Origin of the sequence: Segatella intestinalis (genome assembly GCF_029348455.1) — a bacterium.
GTDB lineage: Bacteria > Bacteroidota > Bacteroidia > Bacteroidales > Bacteroidaceae > Prevotella.
Window position 1 is genome coordinate 54,685 of record NZ_JARJVV010000010.1, and the last position, 19,553, is coordinate 74,237.

The window sequence follows — 19,553 nt, forward strand, 5'->3', positions numbered from 1 at the left end:
TTGCAATTTTCTCCATATCGCAACTATTTTAATTGCAAAATAAATTCGACTCTGTGCAGTCTTTCTGCATCAAGTCATTTTTTACAGCTTATTAAACGAAATCGTATATAAGATTCCTGAATAATTCTGCTTTTTATTATACAATGGAATATCCATATCCCAATCATATCTAAAATCATCGTCGGTACAATCAGAATTGTTTCTTCCATACAAACTCCATCCATGGGCAATACCTGCATCAGGACGAATACAGAGTTCCGCATCAGCAGCTTTTATGGACATACAACGTTCATGCTCAATATAGCCTTGATCCACAATCGTAGGAGTTATACCAGTCAATTCTCTGACAACATCCTCCAAGAAACTATTTCTTGCCATATTGTCTCCGTATTCTCTTTCCAAACGAACACCATGACTGCCATAAGAATCTCCATTTGACTTTTTTACGATGATATTCAATGATGCAATATTCACATTCAGTTTTTGCTGAACATTCGCAATGAAATGCGCCAAAAGAATGCAACCCAATGGAGTGACCAAGTAACGGTCAGAATAGGTCAAGCTGACATTTTTCCCTTTCATACTAGAAATTATTCGATTCCACTTCTCAGATTTGCATTTCATCAACTTTGCACATAAATTGCCAACATTGCAATCTTCCAGAATACGAGCATCAAACATGATAGAACCATCATCTGCATTCATTTCAGACAAAACATCGGACGGATTAATAGGAACATATTCCATCAGAATGTTACTTAAAGAAGAGAACACATCTCCATCTCCCCACTTAGCTGTCAAAGAGGTATCAACATTTTCGCCAAAATACATTTTGTTCGTTCCATCACTAAATGTCACGGCAAGTAATGGTTTCAAAGAATCTCTTAATCCAGCCTTTACATACTCGAATTTATTCTTGAACAATGCAGCCATCAAAATAGCTTTTGAAGAAGCTGAACATGATGATATTCGTATGTTCTTATTCAAAACATAAGCCACATCAACCCCAGACAAAGAGAGTTCACCCAATAACTTACCATAAGGGAAATCATCAAGTTGCCAATTGTCATAATCATTATCCACAAATACTTTCAATGACTTCACGTTATCATTGCGAGTAAGTTGATAGAATTCTGTCGCAAAATCCGTTGTTACTGCGGAAGCATCAGGAATTTCAGAAACAATTGACTCTGGGGCAACTCTTGAATTGCGCTCCATTTCCAACCACTCCAAAGCCTTTTGACGATTCAAGTAATTGATATACCACTGAGATCTACGGTCAATCAAACACTTGGTGCAAGAACGCTCACAATCACACTTCGCCAATGCTTCATAAGCCTTTTCCAACACCTTGTCTTTATACTCACGGAAAAGTGGAGAATAGCCAGCTCCACCGAGAGCCGTATCGTAAATGAAGATAGAGTGACTGGACTCATTATAGCCAAAGTCTATTTCACCATCATTAACTCCCAACAATTCTGTAAGTTTTCTACTCAATATGACACCCAATGAATATAGCGTTTCACTATCTCTTACCAAGACATTAGCTGCATCATAGAATTTAACTTCTACAAAATCTGTCTGATAACGTCCAACAAGCAGAACATGTCTTCTAATATTTCTACCATTTGCGTCACCTCCTGGACATGGAAGGCCAGTAGATAAATGCTTATGACCAGCTAGAACGTTTTCTGAGTAATCTGGACTTTGCTCATACTCCATTCTTCCGCAATAAGGACAAAAAGCAAATCCATAGGTACTTATTCCTCTATTAAAGAACAATATTTCGGACTCGTTTGTTGAGCAACGGACAACCATTTTTGCAGCAGAAGTTTTTTCTTGCCACGGATCCATTTTCAACAAAACTGGCTGAACGAAGCTCATTTCTCCTTGTGCATTCATTTTTCGGGTTGGTTTTGATCCAAATGCTACGCTGAAAGCTACAGGCTCAACCACTTCCGTAAAACGTTGCTCAGTCGAAATGCTCATGTCCTTAATTCCATGCATTGAATTTTCCTTGCCGCATTTAGGGCAATCGTTCAGGACATTACCTTGTCGTATAACGGTATAACCACAATGCGTACAGTTTTGCAGCACGTATCTTGTTGTATTATCATCATACTTCGTCTTCATCAAAATTCCAGCAGGTTGATAAATCCATTCATTCTTTACCACTTGCTTGCCAGGAGCATAAGCGGAAATGGCTTGACTCAAATGCATAGTCGGAGAGTTTTCTTCATTATTTTTGCCCAATACACATTGCACCAAACCTGTAGGTATACCAGCACTTGGCAAGAACGAATGTTCTGCCATATAAGTCAGGAGAGAAGTTGAAAGAAAATTGTCCTTTTGATGCTGTACTGATCTTAATGCTGCACCATTCCCATCTTCTTCCTCGAACAATTTTATTGTTTTATCCAAACTGTCTATACGTGCTTGGTATAGTCCTCTAACTGCCGTTATGTCTTTTTTAGTTGTGAAAACCGCATCGCTCAATGGAATGTTGTCCAAGGCAGTTCCTCTTACTAAGGACTTATATGACACATCAAGGTCTGTCCTATTACCGCCTATAATGCTATCAATATGATTCAGAAACTTGTCGAAATAACACAATCCGTCCTTTGGTACAAAGAAATCTTCCAATTTGGCAGTAACTCGTATTCCACCCTGCAAAGACACAAAATCTGCAAATACCATAGCATTTACATGACGTTGAATCAACTGACGGCTTTCCAATTTCAACAAAGGAGTCTCCGTCAAATGCGTAATTGGGTAATCTGGATGCTTCCATGTATTTGCGCCTATCGGGTTTGGGGCACAAAAAGTCAGAGCCAAAGCTTTTGACTCACTTCTACGACCTGCACGACCTGCACGCTGCAGATAATTAGCGGATTTTGGTGGTACATTATTCATAACCACCTCACTGATACCACCAATATCCACACCCATTTCCATAGTTGTAGAGCATGACAACACATTCAGATGTCCCTCATTGAACTCCTTTTCATATTTATCCAAATCTTCACGAGATTGCTGGGCAGAATGCTCCGCAGAAATAAAGATTGGTTTCTGGGCATAAACTCTCTCATGCAAACCTGTATAAACACCATGCTCTTTCTGGGAAGACAAATGCTCATCAATCCATGCATTAATTTTGTTGCCATCCAATTCTGTCGATTTGAATGGGAAATATGGATAATTAAAGGTCGTAGCCACCTTGAATCTATAAAAGTTTTCCTTTCCTATATATCCATTAATGCGTGGACTATATCCTTTGAAAGTTACATCCACAACGACATTATCAACAGGACAAAGGTACCCTTTTTCTATCAATTGTAATTTAACCTTTTTCCCTATCAAATCCAACATATATCCCTTGTCTTCGGTATCTACTGGGTCAAGAATGTTTGATGTCAAAAATCCCCAAGCTTTATCCAAGAGATTATTGATGATGGCTACCTTGCCTGCGTCAATCTGCTCAGCATCATCATAACCTAAAACAGCACATAGGAGAAGCACCAATCTATTTTGGTCATCTTGTACCGTTCCATCCAGTCTCTGTCTCACTACAGGCCATTTACTCACAGGCTTCCCATTTACACGCTTATCAGAATCCTTTGGGTAGATTTCCGACATATAGATATTCTGTGTCAAATAAGGCTTGACGTCTCCTGCCATCATGTAATGTCTGCCACCACGAATAACATAGTCAATGCTGATCTTTAGAAAGTGTTGCCAATCTTCATCTTTACATCCCTTTGACAAAAGGGCTTCAGGACACTTTGCCTTTTTCAAGTCAGGATATACCAATCTTACAAATCCCATAGTTTCCATAGAATTTGCTCGCTTTGGAATCCAACCGAATTGATCTATCAACAACGCCCTGAGATAAACCGTCGTGTTCTCTGCACCTTTTCCTCCACGTGCCTCATTGATATGTTTATAAAGCTTTCTGAAATCAGTATTATTTTCCAATGCTGTACTAATCTCATCAAACGACACTTCTGGCGGAGCTGGTATAACATCATTTCCATTTTTTTTAGCTTCAAGAACATCCAATTGTGTTTGAAGCAAAGGAGGTAAGTTTTTCCTTCCTTGTGCCTTAAAATATTGGTATAACGTTTCTTCTTCTGGCGTTAAACCAGAAGGATCAATTCCATCAAGTCTCATATCAGCCATCTTATGGAAAATGCTGGCACGAATCCAAGTACGTTCCACATCTTGATTTAATCCCATGGCTGTACGAGCAGAACCTTGTCTGTTATCAGTAAAAGTTATATACTTTTTGCCTTTATACAGAATTTCAGAATCAGTATTTTTTACCCCTTCCGCATTATCCAAGATAGTTGTGGCCAAGGCACGCCCCATTTGGGTTGCACTTGCTCGTAAGTATTTAACGTGACCTAAAGAATTACCACAATAAGGACACAAGTCCTTGTTGTTTTCAGAATGGCGTAAAGACTCAAAAACAGTAGCCTTGTCTGCATCATCTGGTGCAATTTCTATCTTATTCTTTTCATGATTAAAGACATGATTTTCCACATGAGTATGATGACGCAAGCATGGCTTGGAAGGCTTGGCAAAATAGAAAGGTGTATATCCTGCCGCCTCTTGTCTTGCCCGATCGTCATCAGCACTGAGTCCCTCGCTTTCTATGAGATCTTCATCCGCATCAAAGAAAACACCATTATCCAAGTCCACGGTATTAACGTGCATTCGGAATCCTTCGGAGGTACTATTTTCTCCAACGACTATCAAACCGCCACATGATGGACAGGTTGCAACCTCCAACATTTTTGACTTACAAACTGGACAATTCGTATTCTGATAGGTAGTTAAGCTACCTATCCCCAATCTGATTTTCTTATGTCGGCTGCACTCCGGATTTACACAAGCGTACACACCATTGATAGAACGTACAAAATAGTGGATTCTTGAAGGCAACAATGCTGCCTTGCCACCATCAGCCTTGTTCAATCCATCAACTTTGTCACCCAAAGCATTTATTACTTCAAGTGATTTTACTGTGTCTTTGCTTATAACACTATCCAACAGCTTTGCAATCTGCTTTGTAGAAAGCACAGGGTTGGTATTCAATTTCTTGCGAAGTCTCTCAATGTCAGCAAGGGAGATCTTAGTTCCATATTTAGCATTTACGCTTTCTATTGCCTCCGTTGCTTTGGCTGCATCCATTTCTGGAATGATTCGCTTTCCACCAATCACCACGATACTTTCAGCTGGCTTACCTGTCAATTGTGAGACAAACGTCTTCAATTTTTGCTCAGCAGCAGGATCATCCTCGTCACCAATAGTAGCAGATGTTACGGCAAAGTTCACCTATTCGATAGTTACCCCAAAAGCATCAAGAACACGACGCAACTGCAACGACAATTCCGCAGCAGAAGAACCTGTATAGGTGTGAGCTTCATCAAGCAATATCCATTTCAGTTTGCCTTTTGACTTTTCCAAAATGGCTTTGTCCTCAGCACGTACCAACATATAGTTAAGCATCGTCGGATTCGTAAACAACACCTGTGGAGGGGTCTCACGAATCTGCGGACGAGTTACTAATTGAGGGAAGAACTTAGAGGTAAAGCTCTCTGTTCTTTTATTCTTTTCCGTGTCACCATTATATATTGCATAGGTGATTTTGTTGGGAAGCGCATTGCACCAGGCATGAATACGCTTTTGCTGGCTCTTCATCAAGGCATTGAGTGGATAGAGAAAGATTGCCTGAACGCAATCCTTCTCGTTTCTGTTTGCAATATCTTGAAGAACAGGTATCATAAAACACTCAGTCTTACCAGAACCAGTACCAGAGGTAACGACAATCGTTTTACCCTCACCTGACAACATCGTCTTCCAACTCTTTGTCTGATGCTTATATGGGCAACGGCTCAAAGGGAATCTCATTTCCTCATCAACCTTGTCGCTACCCAAAGCCTCTACGAAAGAAGGGGATAGTATATGCAATTTTGTCGCATGCTCACCAAATGTCTCCTTGCTACTTTCCCAAGGAAATATGGATTGAAACACAGGCTCAGCCATCAAAGGTTCATCCTTTGACAAAATCTGGCGCATATATGCCTGTTCCTTGGCTTTGCCTCTGAGCCAGAGAGATACCAAGGAGTCTATTAGCACCTTTTCTGCGGATGTATAGAAATCTGCGTAGTTCATATCTTATCTATCTAATGTCTTAATATATTTAACCGTTTTGAAGAAGATGTCGCTGTATGTCTCTTTGAAATACTTTCTGTAGAAATTGACAATACGAGCAAACTCCCTGTTTTCCCAAGCGAACAAGTCTATGCAATTCTCTTGAAGGCAAGTGTTTTCAGCAGCGCACATTGCTGCCTCTAACATAACCCTGTACGAAGGCAATAACCTTTGTCCTTGATTGTAATAAGCATTGCTCAACGAGAATTTGGCAATCGGCAAGTCTTTATTCGTATCAGACAAGCCATGTATTTTTGCACAATAAGCATTGATGTCTGCTATATTAAATGCCCTTCCTGCATCAACATTACCAGAAACAAGGAAAGCTGCAAAAGCTTGCGCTATATCCGTTGATACTGTCGAATTAAACAATTCTTGCAACAGCTCCACCAAAGACTGTAATTTACCAAACATCATTGGCTGCAATACTTCGGGAACACTTGCCATAAATTCATTAATACATTCCTCCCAATTTTTGGCAGGAATCCAATGAATCGCAACAACCATCTCTTGCTCAAACCTATCAATATCTTGCGACAAGACATCCTTGTATTCGTTAAGCCACATGGCAATGACAAACTTTGCCAATAATTTGGAATTACGTCCAAGTGGCTTTAATCCATTATACGTTGGGAAAGGCAAATTATATCGGCTACAGATGTCAAAAGCCTTACATACATCTTTCCAATGTTTGCCCATCATGACATCCTCATTTTCCAAAGCCTCATACCAATCTTTCGTATTGCTTGAAGAACGTGCTGCTCTTTCTTGTTTGTCAAAATCGTAAGCCTCCCTATTGTAATATTTAGGAATCATCCTACGCCTTGCCTCTGGACCCGAAAAGACAACGACCTCTTGATGGTTTAAATCATCTGGGAATGCAAATAAATTCTCGGAGTCATCAATTCGCTCTAATTTTACCACAAAGAAATCTTCTGTCGGAAGGTCATCACCAACAGGAAACGCATAAACATCGCCATTATAGACAAAATCATCAGTATCTTCTTCCGTACTGTCGATGACCCTAATCTTTCCATCTTCAATGGTTGACTCCAGAACGAACTTCCTAATGAATATCTCTGTGCCATAAATATTCATGGCAACGGAACTGGAACGGTCAAAACTATTTGCCCCGTACAGATTAAACATGCGAACAATAAGGTCATTATAGTCAGCGAGAGACACCAAGCCATCTATCACCTTGCTGCGCAAATGTTTCAATAAGCTATAATCTTCAACCTTATCAGAAACGTATGACACATCTATATTGCGTTTTTTGCCATAACCACCATGACTTACAACACAAAAGTTTGTCAAGTTAGCCAATGAGACAATCTTACCGTTTGGTACAATATTTCCTTGTATATCCGTAACGGTCACTCCATCAAAAGGAATGGCAATAGATAAACGCAAAGTTGGATTCCCAGTACAGAAAAGGCTGAAATCACAAACTGATGGCGTAAACTTACTGTCCTTACTTCGTTTAACCATCCATTTGTTGGCTCCCAATTCCGTAATATCAACTCCATCCTGCGCATTTATTTTAGGAAGCATATCTGCACCACACGAGCAAATGATGTTCGTTGAGAAGACACTTTCATTATCTGATGTAAACTTCAAATTCCCTATTGAATAGAATGTTTCTGTAACAGTATGTCCATCGGGCAACTCCACACGAATATCAACCAATCCGCAAGGGAAGACACAGGAAGACTTCAAGCTACGCCATTTTATATAGTTATCATTTCTGAATCTATATTTTATTGTGGAGTTGTGAACACGATTCTTCTCTTGGTCATATACACGGACAAAAGGTATAGTTGAAAGCAATTTATAGTTTGACTTTTCTACCCAAGAAATATAGTTGCCAGAGAACTCAACGGTATATGGCGTAAAGTCATTGGTCAACTTAACATCTTCACCAGTTTTTGAGTTTTGTAACTCCAACTCATCCGTAAATGCGTTACAATAGAGTTCTTTGTCACAAATGGTTATTGGCAAGGATTCGTCATTCTTCCACTCATGAGAAAATATTGCCATATTATTCTCTGCAGTGGCAGCTCCCGACATACTATAGAGATTGTCATCCAACATTTGGAATACCTGTGGGTAGTCAAAGTTTGGAGGATAACAACCAGCAATGGTCAAGAACAGTCGATCATCATTGTCACATCTTACCTTCACCTCAACTACAGGCTCGCCAGTCCACAAAATATCGCTATGCATACCTACCGTAATGCGAGTATACACAGCATACTGGATATTACCTTCCTCGTCTCTGACATTGTCTTTTCTCACATACTTACCTACAAGTGTTCCTGCAACAAACACATCGAAGGAATAGCAAGTAGTTATGTTTAAACCTGGTATGGAATCAGACGAAATATCCTTGACCACATCCATATTGACGTAGAGGTTTCCTTGCCCCTGCCCAAAGGTTCTGAGCTTCCAATGCAAGGACAGAGGGCGTGTCTTGCGCTGAGCTTTAGCTCGACTATATGCCGTCTCCAAGGACTTGGTAAGTTCTGCAAGTGAGGCATCCGTATCATCATAAGGGAGAAGTTCTTTTTCTCCCACAATGATGGCATGGGCTATCTGCATGGAAACATCATATATGTTTTCATTTCTAAAAGCCTTACCCAAATATGATATACAGTTAAACTGCTGTATGATAGAACTATCCACCTCTTTCCAGTCAAGATTGATTGAAGACAACTCGCTCACCAACTCTTTCAAGAATTTAGAGAAACAGCCAATATTGCCACTGTTCTTAATATAGTTGACAGGAAGTCCACCTTGATTCAATAGAGTACGGAAATACTCTGTACCTTTCAAAGAATGCAGGAATACATACCCATGCTTCTGCAAAGCTTTTCTGGCAGCCATATACAAGTCATCCCCCAAACGCCTATGCAATCCTATACCCATAGCAACATCCTCTTTGGATGGGATAGCCCCCCGATAGTCTCTTCGCCACCATTCAGCATAGCACAAAGCTGCTTCCTCACCATATCTGGTGAGGTCGCTTGTATGACATCTTAGCGTTTGTTTCAATGCTTCATACTCTTCTTCTGAAAGCTTGAACTTCCACAAAGGCATATTCTTTTGAAGTCCTTGCATTCCACGAGTCTTCAAAATATTGAAATACGCAGTATGGCTATATACTAAATTCTCGTTGTTCATTTTCAACTCATTTTAATGTCGAACCTTAACCGATCAATCTTTGTGCGCATCTTCCGCAGCAAATCTGACCTGTCCTTCATCTATAGGCAACTTATATGGCTTTTCCCCAAAAAATCTCTCCAGAATGTAATATATTTGCAATTCTAACAATAGGGACTCCATCTTTACAAAACGAGGAACTCAGAAAAGCATAGCCTCCTTGCAAAGCCGTAACATCTTCTACTTTTCCACTTTTCCATTCCCCCTCAAACCCTTGAAATCTTATTTTTGGTTCATTCATATCTTGTTTCTCCTTGTCATTTATTATTGTTATGTTTTGCCTTACCTTCATGCTGCAAATAGAACAATTGCTTCTGGCGTTCTATCTCCGTGCGAAGCTGCTCTTCTGTCGGCAGATAAGTCTTGTACTTTGTTGCAAAGAGATGGTCATTATCTTTTAGGATGGAATAACGTGCAATATCCTTGCTCGTCTCTGAACAAAGCACGATGCCGATAGTAGGATTGTCGCCTTCCGTATGCTTCAACTCATCATACATACGGACATACATATCCATCTGTCCCACATCCTGATGGGTGATAGCACCAAGTTTCAAGTCTATGAGGACATAACATTACAGCACGACATTATAGAACACAAGGTCTATGAAATAATCCTGTGTATCTGTGCGCACCAACTGCTGGCGCCCCATGAAAGCAAAGCCTCGTCCCATCTCCATCATAAACTCCTGCAGGTGGGTGATGATGGCAGACTCCAGTTCTTCCTCAGAATAAGAATCATCCTGCTTGAAGCCTAAGAACTCTGCCACAACAGGGCTTTTCAATAGTTCAAACTGATGTGGTTCAGTCTCTGTCATAGGAAGCGAAGGTTGCACAAAATGACGCTCAAAGTATTGGGTGGAAATGTTACGGTCAAGCGTACGGACGCTCCACATTTCCTTTGAAGCCATTTCGAGATACCAACGAATGGCAGTAGAGTCTTCAACACGAAGAACTTTTGTTATATGTGTCCAAGTAAGATTTTGCAATCGTGATTGCAAAATTCGTATATCATTGATTGTCAAGTAGAATTGGCGAAAATAAGCCAAATTTCTTTTGCTAAATCCTTTACCATACTGATGTGTCAATTTCTCAGATAATTGCGCAATAATCTGAGCCCCATACTCAGCACGTGCCTCACCATTCTGTTCTTCTTCCACGATGCGTCGCCCTATGTTCCAATAGGTCTCTATCATCTTATGATTGACGGAGGCATAAGCTTCCTTCCTGCCTTGCTCTATGATGGAGCAGACATCGGTATATAGTCTTGTATTTGTCAATTCATCCATAACTTAAAGCCTTGTTCTTTGGCGATTTTTATCAAACGTAGGCATTCCTCATCCTCTGCAGTTCTCGTGCTTTGCCTGTTATCTCCATATTGTTGAGGGGATAGCCCAGTCTCAAACACTCGAATATCGCTTCGGTCGCTATCTGCCTGTACTTTTCGCTCAGGCTCATAACATATTGCAGCGCGTTCCGCCCATCTCTTAAATATATAGTCGATATTTTTTCTTCCATAACTCTTCATTATTATAGTTTTTGCTGCAAATTTACGATTTAATTTTGAAACAATCAAAGTTTTCACGGCTTTTTAAATTAAGAAATCCCTGCCATAGGAAGCCTTTCCTACAGCAGGGATTTTTCTATTGGGAATCATCAAGAATGACTTAACTGTCAATTCTTAACTACTAACTATCAACTATTTATACTCGCCCCAAGCCTTGATGTCGATATCCTCGAGCTTGGTGGTGCAGAATGCATAGATAAATGCACTCGCCAGACGACTGTTGGTAATCAATGGCACATTCAGGTCGATGGCGGCACGACGAATCTTGTAACCATTGGAAAGTTCGCTGCTGGTCAAGTTCTTCGGAATGTTCACCACCATATCGATCTCGTGGTTGTGGAGCATCTCCAAAGCCTTTGGAGCACCGCCTTCTGCTTCCTCTGAAGGCCAGAGCACACGGGTGTTCTCTACTCCATTCTCGGTCAGGAACTTGCTGGTACCACCAGTAGCATAGAGCTTATAGCCGTGGTCGATGAGCATGTGGGCAGCATCGAGCATATCAACTTTCTGCTTGGCAGAACCGGTAGACAGAAGGATGTTCTTGGCAGGAATGCGATGACCCACTGAGAGCATACTCTTCAGAAGGGCTGTAGATGTATCGTCGCCCAAGCAACCTACCTCACCCGTACTGCTCATGTCCACACCCAATACTGGGTCCGCCTTCTGAAGGCGGTTGAAGCTGAACTGGCTGGCCTTGATACCCACATAGTCGAGGTCGAAGAGGTTCTTGTGTGGCTTCTCTACTGGCAAACCGAGCATCACACGGGTAGCCAACACAATGAGGTTGATCTTCAACACCTTACTAACGAATGGGAACGAACGGCTGGCACGAAGGTTACACTCGATAACGAGAATATCATTGTCGCGAGCCATAAACTGAATATTGAAAGGTCCGTTGATATGAAGTTCCTTGGCAATCTGACGGCCTACTCGCTTCACGCGGCGAACAGTCTCCACATACAACTTCTGAGGAGGGAACTGGATGGTAGCATCGCCTGAGTGAACACCGGCGAACTCGATGTGCTCGGAAATGGCATAAGCAATTACCTCGCCATTCTTAGCCACGGCATCCATCTCAATCTCCTTGGCATGCTCAATAAACTTGCTGACTACCACAGGATGATCCTCGCTTACGTTGGCAGCCAACTGCAGGAAGCGCTTCAACTCGTCCTCGTTGGAGCAAACATTCATCGCAGCACCAGAAAGCACGTAGCTTGGACGTACCAGTACAGGGAAACCAACACGCTCGATAAACTTGTCGATATCCTCCATAGAGGTCAAGGCGCTCCACTCTGGCTGGTTGATGCCGTTGTTGGTCAGCATCTGAGAGAACTTGGCACGGTCCTCAGCATTATCAATGTCCTTGGCAGCAGTACCCAGGATTGGCACATTCTGAGCGTCAAGACGCATTGCGAGGTTGTTTGGTATCTGGCCACCCGTTGATACGATAACACCATGAGGCTGCTCCATCTCGATGATATCCATGACACGCTCGAAGGTGAGCTCGTCGAAGTAGAGACGGTCGCACATATCGTAGTCGGTAGATACGGTCTCAGGGTTGTAGTTGATCATCACAGAGCGCCAACCCTCCTTGCGGATGGTATTCAATGCCTGGACACCACACCAGTCGAACTCTACAGAAGAACCGATGCGGTAAGCACCCGAACCAAGCACGATGATGGAACGATGGTCGTTCTCGAAGGTGATGTCGCTCTTCACACCTGCGTAGGTTACATAGAGGTAGTTGGTCTGTGCTGGATACTCTGCAGCCAGGGTGTCTATCTGCTTCACTACAGGAAGGATGCCATAGTTCTTGCGAAGGCTGCGGACGGTAAGACCGGCCTTAGCCATGTTGCCCAACTCCTGTTCAAGACCCACGGCACGCGCAATCTGGAAATCGGTAAATCCATAGACCTTGGCGGTACGCAGGAGTTCCTTGTCCAGAGTATTGATGTTGCACTTCTTCATCGCCTCGTCGATATCGATGATGTGCTTCAGTTTCTCGAGGAACCACTTGTCAATCTTGGTGAGTTCATGAATCTGGTCAACAGTATATCCCTTGTGCATGGCCTTGGAAATCACGAACACACGCTTATCTGTTGGCTCCTTCAAGGCTGCATCGATATCATCAATCTCAAGCTCCTTGTTCTCTACGAAGCCGTGCATGCCCTGACCTATCATACGAAGACCCTTCTGAATGGCCTCCTCGAAGTTGCGGCCGATAGCCATCACCTCGCCTACTGACTTCATAGATGAACCCAGCTCCTTGTCTACGCCACGGAACTTGGACAAGTCCCAACGAGGAATCTTACATACCACGTAGTCCAATGCTGGCTCAAAGAAGGCAGATGTGGTCTTGGTAACAGAGTTCTTCAACTCGAACAGACCGTAGCCCATACCGAGCTTGGCTGCCACGAAAGCCAAAGGATAACCCGTAGCCTTGGAAGCCAAGGCAGAAGAACGGCTCAGGCGGGCATTCACCTCGATGACGCGATAGTCCTCGCTCTTAGGGTCGAAGGCATACTGCACGTTACACTCGCCCACGATTCCGATGTGACGGATAATCTTGATGGCAAGGGCACGAAGCTTATGATACTCCGAATTGCTCAAGGTCTGAGAAGGAGCGATGACGATACTCTCGCCGGTATGGATTCCTAATGGGTCAAAGTTCTCCATGTTACAAACTGTGATACAGTTGTCGTAGCGGTCGCGAACCACCTCGTACTCTATCTCCTTCCATCCCTTCAAACTCTTCTCTACCAATACCTGTGGAGAGAAAGAGAAAGCTTTCTCGGCGAGTTTGTTCAGTTCCTCCTCGTTGTCGGCGAAACCAGAACCAAGTCCACCCAAGGCATAGGCTGCACGGATGATGACAGGATAACCCAACTCGGCAGCAGCCTTGCGGGTCTGCTCGATGTTCTCGCAAGCCTCGCTCTTGATGGTCTTCACGTTGATTTCATCAAGCTTCTCGACGAAGAGCTCGCGGTCCTCGGTATCCATGATGGCCTGTACAGGAGTACCCAGCACCTTGACGTTATATTTCTCCAAGATACCCTGACGATAAAGCTCGACACCACAGTTGAGAGCAGTCTGACCACCGAAACTAAGGAGGATTCCGTCTGGATTCTCCTTCTGGATGACACGCTCTACGAAGTAGGGCTGCACAGGCAGGAAGTAAATCTGGTCGGCAACGCCTTCCGAAGTCTGTACGGTTGCAATATTAGGGTTGATGAGCACAGTCTCGATACCTTCCTCGCGCAATGCCTTCAATGCCTGCGAACCAGAGTAGTCGAACTCGCCTGCCTCACCTATCTTCAAGGCTCCTGAACCCAAGAGGAGCACTTTCTTTATATTTTCGTCTTTCATTTTTTTTCCTAATTATTTAAGTGTTTCTACAAACTTATCAAACATGAACTCTGTATCCACAGGGCCTGAGCAAGCCTCTGGGTGGAACTGGCTTGAGAACCAAGGGTTCACCTTGTGGCGGATACCCTCGTTAGAGCCATCATTCATATTTACAAAGAGTTCCTCCCAGTCGTTGCCCAATGTCTTGGCATCAACGGCATAACCATGGTTCTGAGAGGTGATGTAGCAGTTGTTGGTTCCTACCATGCGTACTGGCTGGTTGTGTGAGCGGTGACCATACTTCAACTTGTAGATAGTAGCACCGGCTGCCTTGGAAAGCAACTGATTACCCATACAGATACCACAGATAGGCTTGCGGCTCTGGCTGATCTGCTTGCGGATGATATTGACAGCATCCTCGCACATATCAGGGTCGCCAGGTCCGTTGGCCAAGAACAAACCATCAAAGTCCATATCGGTATAATCGTAGTTCCATGGCACGCGAATCACCTCTACACCTCTGTTGATGAGACAACGGATGATGTTGGCCTTCACGCCACAGTCGACCAGTACCACCTTCTTGCCGGCTCCCTCGTTGTAGCGGATAATCTCCTTGCAGCTCACCTGGTCTACAAAGTTTACACCCTCGTAGTTTGCCTCAGGGATGTTGTCGGGCTCATCGTCGAAAATGATCTTACCCATCATCACACCATGCTCACGAAGTACCTTAGTCAACTGACGTGTGTCGATACCCGTAATGCCGGGCACCTTCTCGCGCTTCAACCAGTCGGCAAGGCTTTCCACTGCATTCCAGTGGCTGTACTGCTCGCTGTAATCGCTCACAATGATGGCAGAAGCATAAATCTTGTCACTCTCCATAAAGGTTGGCAAACCGTTTTTCTCGAAAGTGAATGGTGGCACACCATAGTTGCCTACAAGTGGGTAAGTAAGTGTCATCAACTGACCGGCATAAGAAGGGTCGGTCAAGCTCTCGGGATAGCCCATCATGGCTGTGTTGAACACAACCTCGCCTGCTACGGGGGCATCATATCCGAAAGATTTGCCATGGAATTGGGTTCCATCGCTCAAAACTAAGGTTACATTTTTCATATCTGATATTCTTTTTCTTTATTTCATACTCATTAGAACAAATGAATTCTCCACTCTTTGTTCTTCACTTATTTATGATAAACATTCTCTATGTAGTTCACGAAAGCCTGGTTGCAAAGCTTGGTGCCGCCGGGAGTGGGATAATGGCCTGTAAAGTACCAGTCGCCCTTGTGGTTGGGTATGGCCTCGTGCAGTCCTTCAATGCTCTGGAACACAAGTTGGATAGGAGTCGTCATGCCCTCTGGTCTTAGCATCTCTACTATCTTCTCGTTCAACTCCTCGGTGGTGAATGGCTTGTAGATGGCACGCACAGGATTGATCTGCTCTTCCTTTGGCTTCAGCAACTCGGCCTTACAAGCCTCGTAGGTCTGCTCGATGATGTCGCTCATCTTGCGTTCTTTCAGCAACTGGATGGCAGCACGGAACACACAGAACTCTTCCAGTCGGGCCATATCGATGCCGTAATAGTCGGGATAGCGTATCTGTGGAGCACTCGACACAACGACAATCTTCTTAGGATGCAAACGGTCGAGGATGCGGAGAATACTCTCCTTCAAGGTAGTTCCTCGAACGATGCTGTCGTCGATGATGACCAGGTTGTCCACCTTAGGTTCGATGCTTCCGTAGGTTACATCGTACACGTGGCTCGCCAGGTCGTTACGGCTGTTGCCCTCCGTTATGAAGGTACGAAGTTTGATATCTTTCCAGGCTATCTTCTCAGAGCGAACAAAGTCGCCGAGGATTTCGTTGAGTTCTTCTTTCGAAGGAACATGGTCGAGATTGGCTATCTGCTCTATCTTGGTTTCGTTGAGATATTTCTTGAATCCGCTCAGCATGCCATAGTAAGCCACTTCGGCAGTATTCGGAATGTAGCTGAACACGGTGTGGTCCACATCATAATCGACGGCCTTCAGAATAGGCTGGGTCAACTGCTCGCCCAACTGCTTGCGCTCCTGATAAATATCCTTGTCGGAACCACGACTGAAATAGATGCGCTCGAACGAGCAGGCTGAATCTCCCTTCTGATCCATGATGCGCTCGATGGTGCATTCGCCGTTCTTCTTGACAAGAAGTGCCATACCTGGCATGAGTTCCTGCACTTCCTCTGCCTCCAGGTCGAAGGTGGTCTGCAACACAGGGCGCTCACTTGCCACAACTACAATCTCGTCGTTCTTATAGTAAAAAGCAGGACGGATGCCCCAGGGATCGCGCATAGAGAACATCTCGCCCGAACCGGTAATACCACAGACTACATAGCCACCGTCGAAGTCTTTCATCGTTGTCTTGAGCACGTTGCTCATCTTCACGTGGTCTTCTATATAGTTGGTGATGTCGGTATTCTGCATCTCCATCGCCTTGGCAGCAATGAAGTTTCGCTCCACCTCACGATCCAGTCGATGGCCCATGAGTTCGAGCATGATGTAGGTATCGCTGTAGATGCGTGGGCTCTGGCCCTGACGTGTAAGCTCCTGGAATATCTCATCCACATTGGTCATATTGAAGTTGCCGCAAAGACAGAGGTTCTTAGCCTTCCAGTTGTTGCGGCGCAGGAAAGGGTGCACATACTGTATGCCGCTCTTTCCCGTGGTGCTATAGCGCAAGTGGCCCATATAGAGCTCGCCAGCAAAGGGGAGCTCTTCCTTGGCATACTGAGCGTCGGCAAGCTGCTCGGGTGTCAGGTTCTTGAAGTTGGCATTAGCCTTGCCGAAAATCTCTGTAACGGCATTCTTGCCCTCTGCCCTTTCACGGAACATGTATTCATGTCCGGGCTTTCCACCCAATTTGACACAGGCCATACCTGCTCCTTCCTGGCCACGGTTGTGCTGCTTCTCCATCATCAGATAGAGCTTGTTGAGTGCGTACATCCATGTGCCGTACTTCTGCTGGTAATACGATAAAGGCTTGAGCAATCTGATCATTGCCACGCCGCATTCATGTTTTAATGGTTCCATCTCGCTTATTATCCTTGATATCTTATAGTTAAATTTATTTCGTTGATATTCTTCCTCCTTCTATCTTCACTCATCGTTCTTCCTCCCCTCATTCGTTAGTCCTCCTTCATTCGTTGTTCATTCCTCCTTCATTTGTCATTCTTCATTTGCAACGTCCTCCCTCTATAAAAAAAGGGAAACGTCAATAAATGACGATTCCCTTAATTATATCATTCGACTGTAACTGACTTAGCTAAGTTTCTTGGCTGGTCAACATCCTTACCCTTGCAAACGGCAACATGATACGCCAAGAGCTGAAGAGGGATAGTAGCCAATAATGGCTCTAAGCACTCCAAAGTCTCAGGCAGTTCGATGACTTCATCGGCAATCTTGGAAATGGTTTCGTCGCCCTTGCTGACAATAGCAATGACACGTCCATTACGAGCCTTTACCTCCTGAATGTTGGAGAGTACCTTCTCGTACATGAAGTTGTGTGTAGCAATAACTACTACTGGCATATCGCTGTCGATAAGAGCGATAGGACCATGCTTCATTTCTGCAGCAGGATAACCTTCTGCATGGATATAGCTGATTTCCTTCAACTTCAAGGCTCCTTCCAAAGCCACAGGATACTGGAAGCCACGACCCAGATAGATGAAGTTGCGCGCATAGGTGAATGTGCGGCTGAGGTCGGCTATCTTGTTGTTCAACTTCAGCACCTCCTTCATCTTCTCTGGGATGTTCCAAAGTTGTTCTGTAATGTTCTGGTAGTCGTCGGCGCTGATGGTTCCCTTCTCATTGCCGATGGCCAATGCAAGAAGGGTAAGTACTGTCACCTGACCGGTGAAGGCCTTGGTTGACGCCACACCGATTTCAGGACCTACGTGAATGTAAGTTCCTGTATCTGTCTCGCGGGCAATGCTGGAGCCGATAGAGTTACAGATGCCATAGATGAAAGCTCCCTTCTCCTTGGCCAACTTGATGGCAGCCAAGGTATCGGCAGTCTCGCCACTCTGAGAAATAGCTATCACCACATCGTCACTGGTCACCACAGGGTTGCGGTAACGGAATTCGGAAGCATACTCTACCTCTACTGGCACACGACAATAGTTCTCTATCATCTGCTTGCCTATCAAACCTGCATGCCATGAGGTTCCACAAGCTACAATGATAAAGCGCTTGGCATTGAGCAACTGCTGACGATGGTCGGTAATAGAGCTGAGCACTACGCCCATCTCTGTCTCTTTCTTGGTTGTGGCTTCGTCGCCATCGGTCATCACGCGGGTTTCTACCGTACGGTTTACCACACGGCCACGCATACAATTGCGCAGACACTCTGGCTGCTCGAAGATTTCCTTCAGCATGAAGTGAGGGAATCCACCCTTCTCTATCTGACCTAAGTCCATGTCGACAGTCTGAATCTCTGGATTCAGCTTCACATTCTGGATATTGGTAACCTGAAGTTCCTCGCCCAGACGCATGATGGCGATGTTGCCATCTTCCAGATAAACCACCTTGTCGGTATATTCTATAATAGGTGTGGCGTCTGAACCGAGATAGAACTCACCTTCCTTGCCAATACCTACAACGAGGGGACTTTGCTTGCGTGCGGCAATAATCTGGTTGGGTTCATTCTTGTCGAGCAAGGCTATGGCATAAGCACCGATAACCTGGCGAAGAGCCACCTGTACTGCTGTCAGCAAGTCGAGTTTCTTTGTAATCTGTATATATTCTATAAGCTGTACCAACACCTCAGTATCGGTATCGCTCTTAAACTCAACTCCCTTTGCTATCAGGTTTTTCTTGATGGCGGCATAATTCTCAATAATGCCATTGTGGATGATGGCAAGATTCTTTGAGGAAGAATAGTGAGGGTGAGCATTGACTGATGATGGCTCACCGTGGGTAGCCCAACGGGTATGGGCAATGCCTACCGAACCACTCAAGTCCTTGTCGGCACAGTAAGCTTCCAGGTCGGCAACTTTTCCCTTTGCCTTATATACATTAAGTGATCCGTCCTCGCTGATAAGAGCTACACCAGCCGAGTCGTAACCACGATATTCCAATCGTTTGAGTCCCTTGATAAGGGCTGGATAAGCCTGTCCCTTACCCAAATATCCTACGATACCACACATATTTTAATATAATTGAAATTCATAATTAAG

9 protein-coding genes and 1 pseudogene are annotated in these 19,553 nt (G+C 44.1%); all 10 read right to left on the reverse strand.

What is annotated here, in order from left to right:
* Window positions 1–81: 81 nt before the first annotated feature.
* Window positions 82–5,337 (reverse strand): helicase-related protein, encoded by a 5,256-nt coding sequence (locus tag P3T48_RS08100; RefSeq protein ID WP_276506342.1) that lies wholly within the window; start codon window positions 5,335–5,337, stop codon window positions 82–84.
* Window positions 5,338–6,177, reverse strand: coding sequence for a DEAD/DEAH box helicase (locus P3T48_RS08105; protein WP_276506343.1), 840 nt, complete (start codon window positions 6,175–6,177; stop codon window positions 5,338–5,340).
* A gap of 3 nt (window positions 6,178–6,180) precedes the next feature.
* On the reverse strand, window positions 6,181–9,399 hold the full coding sequence (locus tag P3T48_RS08110; RefSeq protein WP_276506344.1) for a hypothetical protein: 3,219 nt from the start codon (window positions 9,397–9,399) through the stop codon (window positions 6,181–6,183).
* Window positions 9,400–9,490: 91 nt separating this feature from the next.
* Complete coding sequence (locus P3T48_RS08115) at window positions 9,491–9,679, reverse strand: restriction endonuclease subunit S domain-containing protein (protein WP_276506345.1); 189 nt, start codon at window positions 9,677–9,679, stop codon at window positions 9,491–9,493.
* 16 nt (window positions 9,680–9,695) lie between these two features.
* Window positions 9,696–10,724: pseudogene (locus P3T48_RS08120) on the reverse strand (PDDEXK nuclease domain-containing protein).
* The gene (locus P3T48_RS08125; RefSeq protein ID WP_276506346.1) at window positions 10,712–11,020 is read right to left on the reverse strand and encodes a hypothetical protein; all 309 of its coding nucleotides are present in this window, start codon (window positions 11,018–11,020) and stop codon (window positions 10,712–10,714) included. Before P3T48_RS08125 ends, P3T48_RS08120 begins: the two are co-directional and overlap by 13 nt.
* 114 nt (window positions 11,021–11,134) lie before the next feature.
* Entirely contained in the window at window positions 11,135–14,368 is a 3,234-nt protein-coding gene (carB, locus tag P3T48_RS08130; protein WP_276506347.1) for a carbamoyl-phosphate synthase (glutamine-hydrolyzing) large subunit, read from the reverse strand.
* Between the two features lie 12 nt (window positions 14,369–14,380).
* Window positions 14,381–15,457 (reverse strand): glutamine-hydrolyzing carbamoyl-phosphate synthase small subunit, encoded by a 1,077-nt coding sequence (gene carA / locus P3T48_RS08135; protein WP_158463388.1) that lies wholly within the window; start codon window positions 15,455–15,457, stop codon window positions 14,381–14,383.
* A gap of 68 nt (window positions 15,458–15,525) precedes the next feature.
* The gene (locus P3T48_RS08140; protein ID WP_276506348.1) at window positions 15,526–17,409 is read right to left on the reverse strand and encodes an amidophosphoribosyltransferase; all 1,884 of its coding nucleotides are present in this window, start codon (window positions 17,407–17,409) and stop codon (window positions 15,526–15,528) included.
* 209 nt (window positions 17,410–17,618) lie between these two features.
* Window positions 17,619–19,523 (reverse strand): glutamine--fructose-6-phosphate transaminase (isomerizing), encoded by a 1,905-nt coding sequence (glmS, locus tag P3T48_RS08145; protein WP_276506349.1) that lies wholly within the window; start codon window positions 19,521–19,523, stop codon window positions 17,619–17,621.
* Window positions 19,524–19,553: the final 30 nt, after the last annotated feature.